The 14,529-nt window shown below is 62.5% G+C and carries 20 protein-coding genes; 10 read left to right on the top strand and 10 right to left on the bottom strand.

Going from position 1 to position 14,529, the window contains the following annotated elements:
* Window positions 1–186 precede the first annotated feature (186 nt).
* Window positions 187–1,839, top strand: coding sequence for a molybdopterin-dependent oxidoreductase (locus tag I6E52_RS07260; protein ID WP_197155832.1), 1,653 nt, complete (start codon window positions 187–189; stop codon window positions 1,837–1,839).
* A gap of 48 nt (window positions 1,840–1,887) precedes the next feature.
* On the opposite strand, the gene I6E52_RS07255 is transcribed toward I6E52_RS07260, so the two are convergent.
* Window positions 1,888–2,256, bottom strand: a complete 369-nt coding sequence (locus I6E52_RS07255; protein ID WP_197155830.1) for a VOC family protein — start codon at window positions 2,254–2,256, stop codon at window positions 1,888–1,890.
* Between the two features lie 62 nt (window positions 2,257–2,318).
* Here I6E52_RS07255 and I6E52_RS07250 point away from each other — a divergent pair, with 62 nt between their 5' ends.
* The 3 genes from I6E52_RS07250 (at window position 2,319) to I6E52_RS07240 (ending at window position 3,820) form a co-directional block, all read left to right on the top strand.
* Window positions 2,319–2,828: a MarR family winged helix-turn-helix transcriptional regulator gene (locus tag I6E52_RS07250; RefSeq protein ID WP_197155828.1), complete on the top strand. Its 510-nt coding sequence runs from the start codon at window positions 2,319–2,321 to the stop codon at window positions 2,826–2,828.
* The gene (locus tag I6E52_RS07245; RefSeq protein ID WP_197155826.1) at window positions 2,825–3,406 is read left to right on the top strand and encodes a DUF4166 domain-containing protein; all 582 of its coding nucleotides are present in this window, start codon (window positions 2,825–2,827) and stop codon (window positions 3,404–3,406) included. Before I6E52_RS07250 ends, I6E52_RS07245 begins: the two co-directional genes overlap by 4 nt.
* A gap of 66 nt (window positions 3,407–3,472) precedes the next feature.
* Window positions 3,473–3,820, top strand: a complete 348-nt coding sequence (locus I6E52_RS07240; protein WP_197106643.1) for a hypothetical protein — start codon at window positions 3,473–3,475, stop codon at window positions 3,818–3,820.
* Here the strand turns inward: I6E52_RS07240 and I6E52_RS07235 are convergent.
* The 3 genes from I6E52_RS07235 to I6E52_RS14445 are packed head-to-tail and all read right to left on the bottom strand — an operon-like array spanning window position 3,817 to window position 5,862.
* Window positions 3,817–4,476 (bottom strand): DNA-binding response regulator, encoded by a 660-nt coding sequence (locus tag I6E52_RS07235; protein WP_197155824.1) that lies wholly within the window; start codon window positions 4,474–4,476, stop codon window positions 3,817–3,819. The two genes, I6E52_RS07240 and I6E52_RS07235, sit on opposite strands and share 4 nt — an antisense overlap.
* Window positions 4,473–5,705 carry a sensor histidine kinase gene (locus tag I6E52_RS07230; protein ID WP_197155822.1) on the bottom strand — a complete coding sequence of 411 codons (1,233 nt, stop codon included), beginning with the start codon at window positions 5,703–5,705 and terminating at the stop codon, window positions 4,473–4,475. Before I6E52_RS07230 ends, I6E52_RS07235 begins: the two co-directional genes overlap by 4 nt.
* A gap of 28 nt (window positions 5,706–5,733) precedes the next feature.
* The gene (locus I6E52_RS14445; protein WP_255529280.1) at window positions 5,734–5,862 is read right to left on the bottom strand and encodes a hypothetical protein; all 129 of its coding nucleotides are present in this window, start codon (window positions 5,860–5,862) and stop codon (window positions 5,734–5,736) included.
* 20 nt (window positions 5,863–5,882) lie between these two features.
* Between I6E52_RS14445 and I6E52_RS07225 the strand changes: the two genes are divergently transcribed.
* Entirely contained in the window at window positions 5,883–6,356 is a 474-nt protein-coding gene (locus tag I6E52_RS07225; RefSeq protein ID WP_197155820.1) for a small multi-drug export protein, read from the top strand.
* A 99-nt stretch (window positions 6,357–6,455) separates the two neighbouring features.
* On the opposite strand, the gene I6E52_RS07220 is transcribed toward I6E52_RS07225, so the two are convergent.
* Window positions 6,456–6,950, bottom strand: a complete 495-nt coding sequence (locus tag I6E52_RS07220) for a GNAT family N-acetyltransferase (protein ID WP_197155818.1) — start codon at window positions 6,948–6,950, stop codon at window positions 6,456–6,458.
* Between the two features lie 88 nt (window positions 6,951–7,038).
* Here I6E52_RS07220 and I6E52_RS07215 point away from each other — a divergent pair, with 88 nt between their 5' ends.
* Together I6E52_RS07215 and I6E52_RS07210 are read left to right on the top strand one after the other, a co-directional pair.
* Entirely contained in the window at window positions 7,039–7,401 is a 363-nt protein-coding gene (locus I6E52_RS07215; RefSeq protein ID WP_197155816.1) for a PadR family transcriptional regulator, read from the top strand.
* Window positions 7,398–8,240 (top strand): hypothetical protein, encoded by an 843-nt coding sequence (locus I6E52_RS07210; RefSeq protein WP_197155814.1) that lies wholly within the window; start codon window positions 7,398–7,400, stop codon window positions 8,238–8,240. Before I6E52_RS07215 ends, I6E52_RS07210 begins: the two co-directional genes overlap by 4 nt.
* On the opposite strand, the gene I6E52_RS07205 is transcribed toward I6E52_RS07210, so the two are convergent.
* Window positions 8,227–8,592 carry a hypothetical protein gene (locus I6E52_RS07205; protein ID WP_197155812.1) on the bottom strand — a complete coding sequence of 122 codons (366 nt, stop codon included), beginning with the start codon at window positions 8,590–8,592 and terminating at the stop codon, window positions 8,227–8,229. The two genes, I6E52_RS07210 and I6E52_RS07205, sit on opposite strands and share 14 nt — an antisense overlap.
* 107 nt (window positions 8,593–8,699) lie before the next feature.
* Between I6E52_RS07205 and I6E52_RS07200 the strand changes: the two genes are divergently transcribed.
* Window positions 8,700–9,182: a GNAT family N-acetyltransferase gene (locus I6E52_RS07200; protein ID WP_197155809.1), complete on the top strand. Its 483-nt coding sequence runs from the start codon at window positions 8,700–8,702 to the stop codon at window positions 9,180–9,182.
* A gap of 125 nt (window positions 9,183–9,307) precedes the next feature.
* Here the strand turns inward: I6E52_RS07200 and I6E52_RS07195 are convergent, their stop codons facing one another.
* The 3 genes from I6E52_RS07195 to purD form a co-directional block, all read right to left on the bottom strand.
* Window positions 9,308–9,964, bottom strand: coding sequence for an NYN domain-containing protein (locus I6E52_RS07195; RefSeq protein ID WP_197155807.1), 657 nt, complete (start codon window positions 9,962–9,964; stop codon window positions 9,308–9,310).
* 76 nt (window positions 9,965–10,040) lie between these two features.
* Window positions 10,041–10,970, bottom strand: a complete 930-nt coding sequence (locus tag I6E52_RS07190; RefSeq protein WP_231601788.1) for a phosphoribosylaminoimidazolesuccinocarboxamide synthase — start codon at window positions 10,968–10,970, stop codon at window positions 10,041–10,043.
* Window positions 10,967–12,217 (bottom strand): phosphoribosylamine--glycine ligase, encoded by a 1,251-nt coding sequence (gene purD, locus I6E52_RS07185; protein ID WP_197155805.1) that lies wholly within the window; start codon window positions 12,215–12,217, stop codon window positions 10,967–10,969. The genes I6E52_RS07190 and purD overlap by 4 nt, the downstream gene beginning before the upstream one ends.
* Window positions 12,218–12,264: 47 nt before the next feature.
* Here purD and I6E52_RS07180 point away from each other — a divergent pair, with 47 nt between their 5' ends.
* Both I6E52_RS07180 and I6E52_RS07175 read left to right on the top strand, forming a co-directional pair.
* Window positions 12,265–12,636 carry a sterol carrier family protein gene (locus tag I6E52_RS07180; RefSeq protein WP_197155802.1) on the top strand — a complete coding sequence of 124 codons (372 nt, stop codon included), beginning with the start codon at window positions 12,265–12,267 and terminating at the stop codon, window positions 12,634–12,636.
* On the top strand, window positions 12,633–12,995 hold the full coding sequence (locus I6E52_RS07175; protein WP_197155800.1) for a hypothetical protein: 363 nt from the start codon (window positions 12,633–12,635) through the stop codon (window positions 12,993–12,995). The genes I6E52_RS07180 and I6E52_RS07175 overlap by 4 nt, the downstream gene beginning before the upstream one ends.
* A 61-nt stretch (window positions 12,996–13,056) precedes the next feature.
* Here the strand turns inward: I6E52_RS07175 and purF are convergent, their stop codons facing one another.
* Complete coding sequence (purF, locus tag I6E52_RS07170) at window positions 13,057–14,514, bottom strand: amidophosphoribosyltransferase (RefSeq protein WP_197109361.1); 1,458 nt, start codon at window positions 14,512–14,514, stop codon at window positions 13,057–13,059.
* Between the last annotated feature and the right edge of the window lie 15 nt (window positions 14,515–14,529).

The raw sequence follows: 14,529 nt of genomic DNA, 5'->3' as shown, positions 1-14,529 counted from the left end.
CGCCCAGATTCACTGCCAAATCTTACGGTTTTGACTCATCTCAAACCCAACCGCCGTCCACACAGGCACCCCATCTAGAGTTGAATATGCCTCCCGCTTCGGCGGATTTGGCAGAGGATGCTCGAACTCCAGCCCGGCGTCTAGACCGATGGTCTCTCGTCTTACTTAGGAAGAAGCGATTCGCCTGTGACCTCCACGACGAAGACTGCCCCGCCCGCCGAACTGAGCGTGAAACGAATCCGCACCTGGTCGGCACTTCTTGGGGTGCTGAGTGCCGCCGTCGTGCTTGCCGTCGCCGAATTCTTTGCTGTCTTCATTTCGCCCGCCAGCAGCCCCGTGCTCGCTGTCGGTTCCCTCGTCATCGACCTCGCGCCGTCATGGTTGAAGGACCTCACGATCGCGCTGTTCGGCACCAACGACAAGATCGTGCTACTGCTGTGTGTTGGGCTCTTGGTGCTGGTTCTCGCCGTGGCAATCGGTCTTGTTGAATATGCTCGGCCCAGCTGGGGCGTCATCCAGCTCGTCTTCGTCGGGGTGGTCGCGACGATCGCCGTCACGACCCGCGCCCAAGCGACCGCAAGCTGGCCGATGCCCACTGTTCTCGGCGTTGTCGCCGGTGTGCTCGTGTTGCGCCTCACCATGATTCGGTTGCGCCGCTGGGTGAGCTCTATCCCGGTCGCTCCGGCTAAGACGCCCGCCGGTACCGCAGCGGCCGCGCGTGCCGCTAGCGCTCAACGGTCCTCCGCCACTCCCAACCGTGTGCCGGCCGCGTCGCGCCGGGACTTTCTTCGTATCGTCGGTGTGACATCCATCGGTGCCGTTCTTGTCGGTGCCGGCGCTCGCGTCGTCAACGCCAGTGCCAGTGTCGTGGATGCCGTGCGCACGGCTCTCACGCTGCCCGCTGCGGCTTTCCCCGCTCCGGCAATACCCGCCGGCGCGAGTCTCGACGTTGCAGGCATCTCGCCGATCATCACCCCCAACGCTGACTTCTATCGCATCGACACCGCGCTCGTCGTGCCCAACATCGATGCGGATGAGTGGAGCCTCAAGATCACAGGAATGGTCGAGAACGAGATCGAAATCACGTTCGCCGAGCTGCTCGCCCTGCCCTTGGTGGAGACTGCCGCAACACTGTCGTGCGTGTCGAATGTGGTGGGCGGCGACCTCGTCGACAACGCCATGTGGCTTGGCTACCCCATCCGCGAACTGCTTGCCCAAGCGAAGCCGCTCGCTGGGGCTGACATGGTGCTGTCGCGCAGCATCGACGGCTTTACCGCGAGCACCCCGATCGAGGCGTTGCAGGAAGAGTCTCGCGAGAGCATCCTTGCCGTCGGGATGAACGGCGAACCGCTTCCGCGCGAACACGGCTTCCCGGTGCGCATGGTGGTGCCCGGACTCTACGGCTACGTCTCGGCAACCAAGTGGGTTGTTGAAATGGAAGTCACCCGCTTCGCCGACGCCACGGCGTATTGGACCGATCGCGGATGGTCGGCAATCGGCCCCGTCAAGGTGCAATCACGCATCGATGTTCCGTCCTCAGACGCATCGGTTGAGGCGGGCACTGTCGCCGTTGCTGGCGTCGCGTGGGCGCCCAACACGGGAATTGCCGGTGTCGAAGTGCGCGTCGACAGCGGCGACTGGGAAGCCGCCGAGCTCGCCACCGCGATTTCCGCTGACACCTGGGTTCAGTGGGTCTACCAATGGGAAGCCACGAGCGGCAACCACGTCATCGAGGTGCGCGCAACGGACACCGAAGGCACAACGCAATCCGGTGACCCCGTGCCGGTCGTACCCGACGGCGCCGAGGGCTGGCACCGTATCGGCGTGCAGGTCTCGTAGCTGACAAGTATCGAGGCTATCCAGCGCTGATCAAGGGCTGCTCGCGAACTACGCGCGGTCGTGGAGCGTGATTTGGTAGCCATCGAGGTCGGCGAACGTGAAGGTGCGACCGAACGGGCCATCGACGGGAGCTGAGGTGATGGTGATGCCATCGGCAGCGAGGGTGTCGTGGATCGCTTGGGCGTCGGGAGCGTGCATCCAAATGCCGACGCCGAGCCCGAGTTGCGCGACCGAGTCGAGATCAACGCCGGGAACTGCGGAGCGCACCGCGAATGCCGCCGGGGTGGTGCCAAAGACAATGGCGTGAGGTGGGCCTGGCTGACGGGTCAAGCCAAGGTACTTTTCGTAGAAGGCGCCTGCGGCGTCGAGGTCGCGAACCTGCAGTGAGATGAAGCCGGGGCCGGATGCGGTGGTCATGATGTCTCCTAGATTTCGATGTCAATTAGTTGACATCGAACACTCTATGTCAGAATGTTGACATGCAGCAACAGTCATCCGGAATCGATTTGGAAACCTCGGTGGGATACCTCCTGAAGGAAGCTTCCAGCGCACTCCGATCTGCGATGGAAGCGGTGCTGCGCCCGCTCGGAATGAGCATCACGCACTACTCGTGCCTCGAATTGTTGGCGCAGCGGCCCGGCCTCTCGAACTCTGAGCTTGCCCGCGGAGCCTTCGTTACTCGCCAAGCCATGAACGTGCTGCTGCAATCCCTTGAGCGCGACGGGCTCATCACGCGCCCAGAACAGCCGGTTGCCGGCCGCGTTCTACCAGCCGAACTCACGGCGAAGGGACGTCGCCAGCTGGCCACCGCCAGTGCATCCGTCAAAGACGTTGAAGACAGGATGAAGTCCACCCTGAGCGCCGCCGAGCAGGCGAGCTTGGGCGAGCTTTTGACCCGCTGCGTGACGTCACTGCGAGGTGCTGGTGCTGAGTCGAGCTCGACGTCGGACGAGCATCCGGCTGCCACCGGTCAGCAGACGCAATCGTGACCGAGTCGGTCTATCGCCGCGTACTCGGTGCCGAACTCGACGAGCTAGCGCCTGAGCTCCGCCCCTACTTCGATGGCGGTCAGCGCGTTGGCGTCGGCAGCGGAGTGTTCGACCTAGCGGGGTCGCCGCTGCGCATCCTGAAACCGGTGCTGGCCTTTATGGCGTGGCAACGCATCCTCTTCCCCGAATATGCGCGCAACGTGCCTTTCAATGTCGTCAACACCCCCACCGCGGATGGCGACCTCGGCGCTGTGCGCACCTTCCACTTTCCGGGTCGAGATCGCGTCCTACAGGATGAGATGCGCGTCGTCGACGGCCGCCTGCACGACTTCTTAGGCAGGCGCGGCGGCTTCGAAGTGCGCCTGGAACTCGCGGTCACGGATGGACGCATGCGGTTGCGCTCCGATCGCCAGTGGCTACATCTGGCTGGTCTGCGCCTCCGCATCCCCGCGCTCGCCACGGTCACCGTCGACGAGTCGTGGGCCGACGGACGACAGCACGTGGACGTTCGGCTCCACACTCCGCTGCTCGGCGACTGGTTCCGCTACGCCGGGTACTTCACTTACGGCTACGAGTAGCCCTGCCGCAGGGTTCGCTCGCCGGGCCCGTTTACAAACGCGCATCTCAGGCGCACTATGGGACGCATGAACGCACAACGCGAGTTGCTCCGCATCGAAGTCGAAGACGTCGAAATCTCAAAACTGGCGAGATTGCTTACCTCGTACACAACAGGAGTGTTCAACCGAACGCTGCGCTTTGTCGGCAAGGTAGATGGCGACACTCGCTACGAAAGCGGAACCTTCTCGTCAAATCACATGTTCGATCCGATGAATCCTGATGAAGCGTACGCGCCGCGCATGGCCGAGCACCTTGCGAAGATCCGCCACGACATCGAAGCGGATGGCTGGGTCGAGACCGAACAGGGAGCCCAGTCGTGGGCGCTCACTTTCGCTCGGCCCGCGGGCGCTTCTGCAAGCGAAGCCGCCCGCTAGATCCACCCCTGCTGCCACGCCTTATCGGCGGCGTCGTGCCGCGAGCGAGCGTCGAGCTTCGTCATCGCGGAGGACAGATAATTGCGCACGGTTCCGGGCGCGAGGTGTAGAGCATCAGCGATCTCCTGCACGCTCATCGTGGAGCGGCTGAACCGCAGCGCGTCCAGCTCGCGGTCGGTGAGAGGGCAGCGTTCGGCAGTGAGAGCCGTCGCCGCGATTTCGGCATCGATGTAGCGCTTGCCGGCCACGACATCCCGAATCACAGCAGCCAAGTCTTCAGCGGGCGTTGACTTGGGCACGAATCCAGAGACGCGGGCGGCGAGTGCCCGGCGCAGCACGCCTGGCCGCGCGTGGCGGGTCACGATGACGACCTTCGTGGCGACGGTGGCGAGGATGCGTGTGGCGGCCTCGATTCCATCGGCCTGCGGCATTTCGAGGTCGAGCAGACAGACATCCGGCTGAAGCGCGAGTGCTTGCTCTGCCGCAGCAACACCGTTGTCGACGCTCGCGATGACCTCGATATCGGCTTCCAGGTTGAGCAGCGCACTCAAGGCCCCGCGAATGAGGTGTTCGTCGTCAGCGATGAGAAGGCGGATGACGCGCGGCGCTTCGCCGGCTGCACTCACGCCAGCCTCGCTCACGCCAGCCTCGCTCACGCTGTCACTCTCGCTCGCGACGGAATTCGCACGCTCAGCTCGAAGCGGTCTCCTCTGTCATCGACGGCGGTATCGAGTGTTCCGCCGAGGGCGGCGACGCGGCTTCGGAGTCCCACGAGCCCACTACCGGGAACTTCGCCCGCCGAGGCTGACCTTCGCAGTTCGTTGTTGCTGATCACCAGCGTGCTCTCGGTGTCGTTGCTGTCTAGCTGGATCGACACTTGGGTTGCTTCGCTGTGTCGCAAGATATTCGTCGTGGCCTCGCGCACGGCGAGCCCCAATGCACGCCGCACTTCAGCGTCAGCGGGCATCGTGCCGATGGTCAGATCACACTGAGCACCAGCAGCCGCGAGAACTTCGCGCGCGTTCTCGAGTTCGTTGTCCAGCTCAACTTCGCGATATCCGGCGACGAGGGAGCGGGTCTCTTCGAGGGCTTGCTTGGCGATCATCCGAGTTTCGTGGATGTGTTCCCGTGCGGCCTCAGGGTCGATGGCGAGCATCCGTTCGGCCAACTCAGATTTGAGGGCGATCACTTGCAGGTGGTGCCCCTGAATATCGTGCAGGTCAGAGGCGAAACGCAGGCGTTCTTCGGTGACAGCGAGCTCGGCCGCGCTCGAACGCAGACGGTCGAGGGTGACGACAATGTCCCACCACCACAGGGCTGAAAGCACCATGAGCGGCAGCAGAATTCCATAAAAAAACACCAGCCAGGCGTCGGCAATCGCCGCAGGGCTGATGGGGTTGCCGAAGATCATGGTCGCGAGCACAGGGTGGGCGATGGACGCCGCAAGCCCGACGGCGAGCAGTGTCCAGAGTTGGCGACGCGGAAAGAGGGGGGCAACCACACACACGGCCATCCACAGCGGAACAGCGGAAAGAAATCCCACCTCGGGCCTGAAAAGTCCGATCACCCAGACCGCAAGGGCGGGGGCGAGAAGCGCGATGAGCCACGCAATGTTCGGGATGCCCTGCCCTCGCTCCGTGCGAAGGAACCAGCATCCGCGCACTTGGGCTGCCACCGCAACCACCGTCAGCGCGATGAGAAGGCCATCGAGAGGCGAGCCTGATGCCGCGAAGATGGCGAGCATATTTAGGATCACGACTGCGTTCAACACGATGTAGAAGAACACGATGGAGCCGAGGGTGTAGTTCCACGTGGCGCGCACTCCGCGAACGCCGCGAGCCTGTTCGCCGTCGCGGGGCGTCGCGGGCGTAGTGGATTCGAGCATGGCCTCCAGCGTAGAGCAGTGACATTTGTCACTGTCGCGGGTGCGAAAGTGCACTGGATGCCGTGACGCGGCGGCACTGTCCGGCGCGATCATCCGCGGCGAGGATTGATTCGTCGCCGGCACCCCAGCCAGTGACATGCCGGACGATTCTCGTCATCCTCATCAGAAAGGCACACCATGTACGACGCTTTCACTTCCTTCACTTCCGGACTCCCCGAACTGCTGCAGTGGGTGGGTGTGATGTTGATCGCGGCGATTCCGTATGTGGAGTCGTACGGCGGTTCGGTGATCGGGATCGTCGCCGGCGTCAACCCCGTGGTCGTGATCATTGCTGCGATTGTGGGTAACGTCATCTCGATGCTGATCTTCGTGTTCGTCGCCCACCGGGTTCGTGCCAAGGTTGCCGCGGGCCGCGAGCCCAAGCCGGAAACAGCTCGTCGCCAGAAGCTCCGCGAACGGTTCGATCGCTACGGAGTCGCCGGCGTCAGCCTCCTCGGCCAAACCCTCCTGCCCAGCCAGATCACTTCGGCCGCGATGGTGTCGTTCGGCGCTTCGCGCAACGCCGTGATCGTGTGGCAGATCATCTCGATCATTATCTGGGGTGTTCTGTTCGGTGTACTCGCCACGTTCGGAACCACCGCCCTGCGTTGATGCGGATGCCCGGGTGGCCGGGCATCTCCCCGCCGGAGCTGCGCACTACGTCTGTACGCAGCTTCGGTAGCGGCGGCAGGTCACTGGCCGCACGGACTGTCAGCGCACCATCCGCGCGTCAACGAGTTGGGGAGTCGCAGGGTCGATGTCTTCGGTGCCGTCGAACTCGAAGCCATTGCGGCGGTAGAAGGCCACAGCCCGGGGATTGTCCTTGGCGACCCATAGCGCAGCAGGCGAGTCGCCTAGGGTCGCGTCGAGCAATGCCTGACCGATGCCGGTGCCATGGTGCGCCGCCACAACATAAATCGCTTCGAGTTGGGCTTGCGCAGGCACGGTAGTTTCTTTGACGGAGGCCTCCCGCCCAACCGAAGCAAATCCAACGATTGTGCCGGCGAGGTCAGCGACTTGGATGCACCGCTCCGCTCGCGGATGGTTAAGGATGTGATTCCACATCTTCTGGCGTCCGGCCACATACTCGGCCGTGAAAAAGTCCTCCGGCAGCAGGTGCGAATAGGCTTCCCGCCAGCTCGCGACATGCAATTGAGCGAGAGCGTCGGCGTCGGCCGGCACTGGGTCGCGAAGAATGGTGGTCATCTGATTATCGTGCCAGTCGCTTCGGTGGAAGGGAAGATGTGACCGTTTCTCTTGTTTAACTCTTGCGACACAAGGTATCGTCGACGGCATGGTCGAAAGCGCAGCAAGCACCCAACTCCGGCGAGGGGTCGTTGGGCCGTGCATCCTCGCGTTGCTCTCGACCGGCCCGCGCTTCGGGCTACAAATCGTTCGCGAACTGAACGACGTCGGTCAGTTGCTCACGAGCCAGGGCACCGTGTACCCGCTGCTGAGCCGCCTACAAGAAGCGGGTCAAGTCAGCAGCCACTGGGAAGTGAGCGACACCGAGCGACCGCGACGCTATTACAGCCTCACGGATGTCGGTCGTCGCGACCTCGAACTCTTCCGTGAAGATTGGCGCCAGTTCTCCGGCTCCGTCGGAACACTTCTGCAGAGCATCCCTTCCGCATCTAGTGAGAGTGAGCAGTCATGACTACCGTTGCCGAGCATCCGATCGTCACGGCCTACCTTCGCGAGTTCGATGCGGCGGCAACCTCGCTCACCGCACCTCGTCGTCTCGAGTTGCGGGAAGAAATCGCTAGCCACTTGCACGAGACCATCCCTCCCTCGTCATCGCAGGCCGACGCGACTGCGGCCATCGCAGCCTTCGGTTCGCCGGCTGAAATTCTGGGGCAGGAAGGCATCCCCGATGACGGCTCTTCTTCTGCCGATCCCGCCGATAAATCTCGATCGGGTGTGCGGATGGCCCTCGGCGCAGTGGTGATTGCGGCCGCAGCTATCTCTGCGGCGTTCTTCTTGTGGCCGGGCAACCCTGCGGACACGGGCGTCGGGCCTGACCCCACGCAACCCGATGTTGATCCTTCGTTCGTCGTGAACGAAACCCCAGAGGGACCCGTCCGCGTGACCGAAGGCACCGCCTACTTCGAGTATCTCGCCGCAATCGAAACGATGCCCGAGCCACTGCCCAGCGCTGCGGCATACCCCACCGGCGTGCCCGACGGTCTGGACCTCGAATCAACGGATGACGGAGTGCTGCAATCTGGTGCCGGCGCTACCGTCGCGCACTTCACGTGGTTGTGCGCTTGGGAGGCCGAATATCTGGGCGCAGCTGGCGACGACGATGCCGAACGCTTAGTCGCCGCTGAGGCGATGCTCACGCAATGGCCTAGCTACGACTTCGTCTCCGACCCTGATGGCGGTTGGGCTGCGAATGTTCTCGAGCCGCTGAGCTTCGGCGACACCGCCGGTCTGCGGCAAGACTTTCCGCAGACGTGCGCTCAGGCGGGCATCCGCAACGTCACGGCCCACTAAGCGCCCGGTGACTGAGAATCGCACCGCCCGCAATCACTCCGCCGCCGATCCACGTGAGCGCGATGCCGAAGATCGCGGGAACAGTCCCTTGGTCGAGAAAGACGTTAACGGGCTCTTCGGAAGCGCTGTAGGACGAGTACTCGCAGTTGAAGCCGAGGGGGAACAACGAGAATGATGCAACGATCCGGTATTCGCCGGCTCCGCTCAGCGCTTCAGGTCGAGATGTGTGGTCGGTGCAATTCCTCCATTGCCCCTCGTAATTGTTCGCGCCAAGGTTCAGCAGCACGCCGCCCGACACCATCATGCCCAGGGCGATGAGCACAAAGCCTTCGACCCAGGTAGCCCGCTTCATGATCCCCCGATCCTTGAGCGGCAAGCGGCCGACTCGTAGCTGAAGATTACTTCACAAACGGTGGTTGGCTCACGAGTTGATAACTCAATCCGTCTTAGAATTGGCGCATGTCGATTCGTTGGCTCACCGCATCTGATCGGCCCCTTCTGAGGGCAGCAACGTTGGCCAACATGAACTGGTGCGGGCTTCGTTTCACCTTCGACGATCTCGATCAGTCCGAGGACCTCGCGCACTACTATTCCGACTTCCCTCGAGAAGACGACTTCGGGATGCTGGACGAAGCTGCCGGCGACGTTCGCGCAGTCGCGTGGCTGGTTTTCTTTTCCGCAGAGCACCCCGGCTATGGATTCGTTGAAGAAACGATCCCTGAACTGAGCATCACAACGTTTGACGGCTTTCGCGTTCAAGGGATTGGTGAACGCTTGCTGCGGGGAATAATCGCTGCAGCCGCCGAGCGCGGGATGCCCGGCATCAGCCTGAGCGTCGAGGACGGAAACCGCGCCCGCTCGCTGTACTCACGCTCGGGGTTTCAGGTCGTCGGCCGTTCTGGCGACTCTGACACCATGCTGTTGCGGCTCGCGACTAGTTGAACCCACGAAGCGGCGGTGAGAAATCTTAGGCAACTATTGGCCGAGTGCGCTAACATCTACTTATAACCACCCGGATGCTTCGGCTACCGGGCGCGGCCCTCGAGAGATCGGGGGCCTGCTTTATTTCATGGCCAAGTCGGCGGCTTTCGAATAGTTCGTCCCTCCGCATCTCGCAAAGCCGCAGGGAACTGTGATGACGCGAGAGCGCCACGGCGTATTTGGCGGATCGTCTGAAGCCCAGCAGTGTCGAATGCCTTGTTGTATTTCTCGTTCGCGACGGACACGAGTGTGAGGTCTTTCCCGCGTGCACTGAGCAGCTGCAGTGGCGGAACGAGGTCCGAGTCGTTGGTAATCAGTGCGTATGAGTCCGCCCGGTTTTCCAGCGCATCCACGATGAGATGAGATGCAAGCGCCACATCGCTGCCCTTCTCCTCCGGCCGCTTAATCAGCACGGTCCTGACACGACCCGCTTCGTCTAACTCTTCAGGATGCAGCGGCAAGTACTGCTTCGAAAAATTGAACTTACCCTCGACAATTTCTACGCGTGTCGTCTGCAGAGCACGCCAGTAAACCTGCTGGCGCTGCCCAACACCGGGGTCGTTCGTAAGAGGCTTAAGCGGTGCCGTGAAAAACTTGACGCCCGCGACGCTGCGACGGGGAAAGAGCCGTGCGGCCAGCGCTTCGAGGTCAAGCCACTTATATTCGGGAAAGCTGCGTTGAAGCATCCCCTTGTATAGCGAGAACCCATCGATGTAAACCATGACAGTTTTGCGCGGGTTCATCTCTGGAGCGTACTCATCCGAGAGCTCTCGATAGTTCGCTTTCCACAGCGGATCGCGGAAACTGATCAATCCAAAGCTACGCGGTAAGCCGCTCAATCAGCTCGCGATAGCGCGCCGCGGTCTGCTCCACGATGTCGGCGGGAAGCTCGGGCGGAACGCCCTGCTTGTCCCAGTGGGCGGAAAGCCAGTTGCGCACGATCTGCTTGTCGAAGCTCGCGAGACGGCCCGGGCCACCGGCGGCATAAAGTTCGGCATCCCAGTAGCGGCTGGAGTCGCTCGTCAGAACTTCGTCGGCGAGCACGAGAGCACCGGTCTCCGGGTCGGCGCCGAATTCGAACTTGGTGTCAGCGAGAATCACGCCACGAGTTTCCGCGATGGCGGAGGCACGGGCGAAGATGTCGAGCGAAGCATCCCGAAGCGCAGTCGCAACCTCAGCACCGACGAGTTCGACAGTGCGCTCAAAACTGATGTTCTCGTCGTGCTCACCCATTGGCGCTTTCCATGCCGGGGTGTAAATCGGTTCGGGCAGGCGGTCGCCATCGCTCAAACCGGCCGGCAGCGCAATGCCGCACACGCTCTGCGACTCCTGATACTCCAACCAGCCGCTGCCCGACAGGTAGCCGCGAACGACGCATTCCACCGGATACATTTCCAGGCGCTTCACGATCATCGACCGATCGGCCAACTCTGCCGGAGCCTCGACGTTGGGATTCGCGACGCCAGCGGCATCCGCCAAATGGTTCGGCATGTCAGCGAGCTGCGCGAACCACCACTTGCTCAGTTGCGTCAGCAGCGCGCCCTTGCTCGGGATGCCCGGCTCCAGCACATGGTCAAACGCACTCACCCGATCACTCGCAACCATGAGCACAAGCTGTGGCTCGTCGGCCCGCACATACAGGTCGCGGACTTTGCCGGAATACGTCAGCGTCCACGTGCCAGCGCCAGCAGCAGAGCCCGCACCGGCAGCAGCATCCGCGCTAGCAGCGCCGTTCACAACGTCGCTCATTTCGCGACGCGCAAAGCGATGTCGCTGCGGAAGTGTGAGCCCTCAAGGTGAATGTGGCCGAGCGCTTCGTACGCGCGTTCGCGGGCTACCGCAAACGTCGCGCCGGTCGCGACGACGCTGAGCACGCGTCCGCCGGTGGCGACAAACTCGTCACCCTTTTTGGCGGTGGCCGCGTGGGCGATGGTGATTCCGGGAACGGCGAGGGCCGCATCCAGCCCCGTAATCGGGCGACCGATCTTGGGGTTCTCGGGGTAGCCCTCGCTCGCGAGCACCACGGTGACGGCAACGTCGTCTGAGAACTCGGGGGTGGCATGGTCGGGGAGGCCGCCGGTCGCCGCCGCGTAGAGCAGCGAGCTCAGTGGCGTAACGAGGCGGGGGAGCACAACCTGCGTCTCGGGGTCACCGAAACGAGCGTTGAACTCAATGACTCGGATGCCGTCTTTCGTCACAATGAGGCCGCAGTAGAGCAGTCCAATAAACGGCGTTTGCTCGTCGGCAAGCTGACGGATCGTGGGGAGCGCGATCGTGTCGATGACCTCTTGAACGAAGCCGTCGGGGAGCCAGTTGAGCGGCGAGTACGCACCCATGCCGCCCGTGTTGGGTCCGTCATCGCCGTCGTAGGCGCGTTTGTAGTCCTGCGCCGGCGAGAGCGGAACAACGTTGTGGCCATCGCTCAGCAGGAAGAGGGAAACTTCTTCGCCGGCGAGGTATTCCTCGACGAGCACGCTGCCGTAGGTGAGCCAGTGCTTGGCGTGATCGACGGCGGCGTTGCGGTCGCCCGTGACAAGAACACCCTTGCCGGCTGCGAGGCCGTCAGCCTTGACTACGTAGGGGGCGCCGAACTCGTCGAGAGCCGCAGTGGCTTCTTCGAGAGAGCCGGCGCGGTGGGCGCGACCGGTGGGCACGTTGGCGGCATCCATGATGCGCTTGGCGAAAGTCTTGCTGCCCTCAAGAGCAGCGGCAGCCTTGCCGGGGCCGAACACGGCGATGCCGCGGCGGCGAAGAGCATCAGCGACGCCCTCAACCAGGGGAGCCTCGGGCCCGATGATGACCAGTTCGATGTCATTGTCGAGGGCGTATTCGGTAACAACGCTTCCCCGAGTGGGGTCAAGCGCCACCGTCTCCACGACCGATGCAATACCGGCATTGCCGGGCGCAGCCGTGATTTCGTGCGTCTCCTCCTCACTGAGAAGTGACGTCACAATGGCGTGCTCGCGGGCACCGGATCCAAGAACAAGAATTCGCACAAGCACAGCCTAACCAAGCCCACAGCCACAGTTGTTAGCGTTAAGGCATGGCACAGCTGAAAATAGCCCCCATTGCTGGTGAAGCGAGCATCCGGATGGTGCGCGACGGTCGAGCAGACCGCGACGCCACAGCCACCGCGGTGCGCTACCTCCTGCAGGTTTTGGCAAAAGAAGCAGAAGGCAATTCGGTCGAAGTGCGAGTGCCGCCATTCGGTGCCGTTCAGGCCATCGAAGGCCCCAACCACACTCGCGGTACCCCGCCCAATGTTGTTGAGATGGATGCCGCGACCTGGATTGCCCTGGCCACGGGAACACGAGAGTGGGCCGAAGCCCTCGACTCCGGCGACATCAGCGCCTCGGGGTCGCGTGCCGACCTCAGCGAATACCTCCCAGTTGTGTGGGAGAGAATAGCTCCGTGAGTATTACGCCAGAACACGAGCCCGCGGCATCCGCCCCGCAGCAGCCTGCGATGAAGACCACGGTCGAGGCTGGCAGTGTGAGCATTCGCCGTGTTCCGAAATACGGCGCATTCATGACGGTTGGTGGAGGCGTCGGTGCCATCGTGACGTTCATTCTCACGATGTCGTTCCCTGTTGACGGGTCGGTTGGCTTTGGCGCCCTCTTTGGTTACTTCAGCCTGTTCGGGATCCCTGCCGGGGTCGCCCTCGGTGCCGTTCTTGCGCTCATTCTTGATCGCGTGTCGAGCCGTCGTGCGAAGACAGCAACCGCTGAGCACGAGACCGTAGAGCCTGAGGCTTACGAAGGAACGCTCGAATAACAACGAGCTGCACCGCGAGGGAGTTCACCCCGCGGAAGTTCACCCCGAGAAATGCGCCGCGCTAGCTCAGTTGCGTGAGCTCAAGCCAGTCGAGGTATTCGGGCGTGATGTTGCCCGAAACGTATTCGCCCGTGAAGCAGCTCATTTCGAGCGCTGACACGTCGGATCCTTCAGTGATCGCAGCCTGCATGTCGGCGACCTCTTGGTAGATGAGAGCGTCAGCGCCCATCTCCAGAGCAATCTCGGGAATCTTGCGCCCGTGGGCAACGAGTTCAGCGCGCGTCGGCATGTTGATGCCGTACACGTGTGGGTAGCGCACGGGAGGTGCAGCGGAGGTGAAGGTGACCTTGTTGGCGCCGGCTTCACGAGCCATCTGCACGATCTCTTTCGAGGTGGTGCCTCGCACGATGGAGTCATCCACGATCAGGATGTTCTTGCCCTTGAACTCGGTGCCCATGGCGTTCAGCTTCTGCTTCACGCTCTTCTTGCGTTCGGCTTGGCCGGGCATGATGAAGGTGCGGCCCACGTAGCGGTTCTTGTAGAAACCTTCGCGGTATTCGACGCCAAGCTTCTGGGCGACCTGCATCGCGGCGGGGCGCGAGGAGTCGGGGATGGGCATCACCACGTCGATGTCGCCCATGGGGGTGAACTTCGAGATGGTGTCGGCGAGCTTGTCGCCCAAGCGCAGGCGAGCTTCATAAACGGAGATGCCGTTCATGATCGAGTCGGGTCGGGCCAGGTAAACGTATTCGAACGAGCACGGAATCAGCACCGGTGCTTTGGCACACTGCTTGGAGAACATTTCGCCGTCGGGCGTAATGAAGATCGCTTCGCCGGGGGCAACATCCCGCACCAGTTCGTAACCGGCGCTTTCCAGCACGAGAGATTCGGATGCCACGATCCACTCGTAGCCGACGAGACCGGTTTGGCGGCGACCCAAAACTAAGGGGCGGATGCCGAAGGGGTCGCGGAAGGCGAGCAAACCATGGCCAGCGATCAGTGCGATCGCGGCGTAGGAGCCCTCAACGCGGTCGTGCACGCGCTCGATGGCGGTGAAAACCTGCTCGGGGTCGAGGTCGAGCCCCGACACTTGCTCTTGAAGTTCGTTGGCCAACACGTTGACGAGCAGTTCGGTGTCGCTCGTGGTGTTGAGGTGGCGACGGTCGATGCGGAACAGTTCGTCAGTGAGCTGCTGCGTGTTCGTCAAGTTGCCGTTGTGAACGAGGATGATGCCGTAGGGCGCGTTCACATAGAACGGCTGGGCTTCATTTTCATTGAAAGCGTTGCCCTTGGTGGCGTAGCGCACGTGGCCGAGGCCGGAGGTGCCGACAAGGTTGCGCATGTCGCGAGTGCGGTATGCCTCACGCACTTGACCGTTGGCTTTCTGCAAGTGCAGTGTGCTGCCGTCGGCGGTGGCGATACCCGTGGAGTCTTGACCGCGGTGCTGCAGGAGCAGCAGGGCGTCATAAACCTGCTGGTTGACGGGCTGAGAAGAGACGATACCGACAATGCCGCACATGCTTTCGCGTGGCTC

The organism is Salinibacterium sp. NG253, from assembly GCF_015864945.1.
Classification (GTDB): Bacteria; Actinomycetota; Actinomycetes; order Actinomycetales; family Microbacteriaceae; genus Rhodoglobus.
The sequence above is the reverse complement of the archived record's forward strand: the minus strand, read 5'-3'. Positions and strand labels throughout refer to the sequence as shown.

Excerpts from the sequence above, each read along its gene's own strand:
- I6E52_RS07255 (WP_197155830.1), bottom strand. The coding sequence starts at position 2,256 with ATGACCACCGCATCCGGCCCCGGCTTCATCTCACTGCAGGTTCGCGAC.
- I6E52_RS07250 (WP_197155828.1), top strand. The coding sequence starts at position 2,319 with ATGCAGCAACAGTCATCCGGAATCGATTTGGAAACCTCGGTGGGATAC.
- I6E52_RS07240 (WP_197106643.1), top strand. The coding sequence starts at position 3,473 with ATGAACGCACAACGCGAGTTGCTCCGCATCGAAGTCGAAGACGTCGAA.
- I6E52_RS07230 (WP_197155822.1), bottom strand. The coding sequence starts at position 5,705 with ATGCTCGAATCCACTACGCCCGCGACGCCCCGCGACGGCGAACAGGCT.
- I6E52_RS14445 (WP_255529280.1), bottom strand. The coding sequence starts at position 5,862 with ATGACGAGAATCGTCCGGCATGTCACTGGCTGGGGTGCCGGCGACGAA.
- I6E52_RS07225 (WP_197155820.1), top strand. The coding sequence starts at position 5,883 with ATGTACGACGCTTTCACTTCCTTCACTTCCGGACTCCCCGAACTGCTG.
- I6E52_RS07220 (WP_197155818.1), bottom strand. The coding sequence starts at position 6,950 with ATGACCACCATTCTTCGCGACCCAGTGCCGGCCGACGCCGACGCTCTC.
- I6E52_RS07215 (WP_197155816.1), top strand. The coding sequence starts at position 7,039 with ATGGTCGAAAGCGCAGCAAGCACCCAACTCCGGCGAGGGGTCGTTGGG.
- I6E52_RS07210 (WP_197155814.1), top strand. The coding sequence starts at position 7,398 with ATGACTACCGTTGCCGAGCATCCGATCGTCACGGCCTACCTTCGCGAG.
- I6E52_RS07205 (WP_197155812.1), bottom strand. The coding sequence starts at position 8,592 with ATGAAGCGGGCTACCTGGGTCGAAGGCTTTGTGCTCATCGCCCTGGGC.
- I6E52_RS07200 (WP_197155809.1), top strand. The coding sequence starts at position 8,700 with ATGTCGATTCGTTGGCTCACCGCATCTGATCGGCCCCTTCTGAGGGCA.
- I6E52_RS07195 (WP_197155807.1), bottom strand. The coding sequence starts at position 9,964 with ATGAACCCGCGCAAAACTGTCATGGTTTACATCGATGGGTTCTCGCTA.
- I6E52_RS07190 (WP_231601788.1), bottom strand. The coding sequence starts at position 10,970 with ATGAGCGACGTTGTGAACGGCGCTGCTAGCGCGGATGCTGCTGCCGGT.
- I6E52_RS07180 (WP_197155802.1), top strand. The coding sequence starts at position 12,265 with ATGGCACAGCTGAAAATAGCCCCCATTGCTGGTGAAGCGAGCATCCGG.
- purF (WP_197109361.1), bottom strand. The coding sequence starts at position 14,514 with ATGTGCGGCATTGTCGGTATCGTCTCTTCTCAGCCCGTCAACCAGCAG.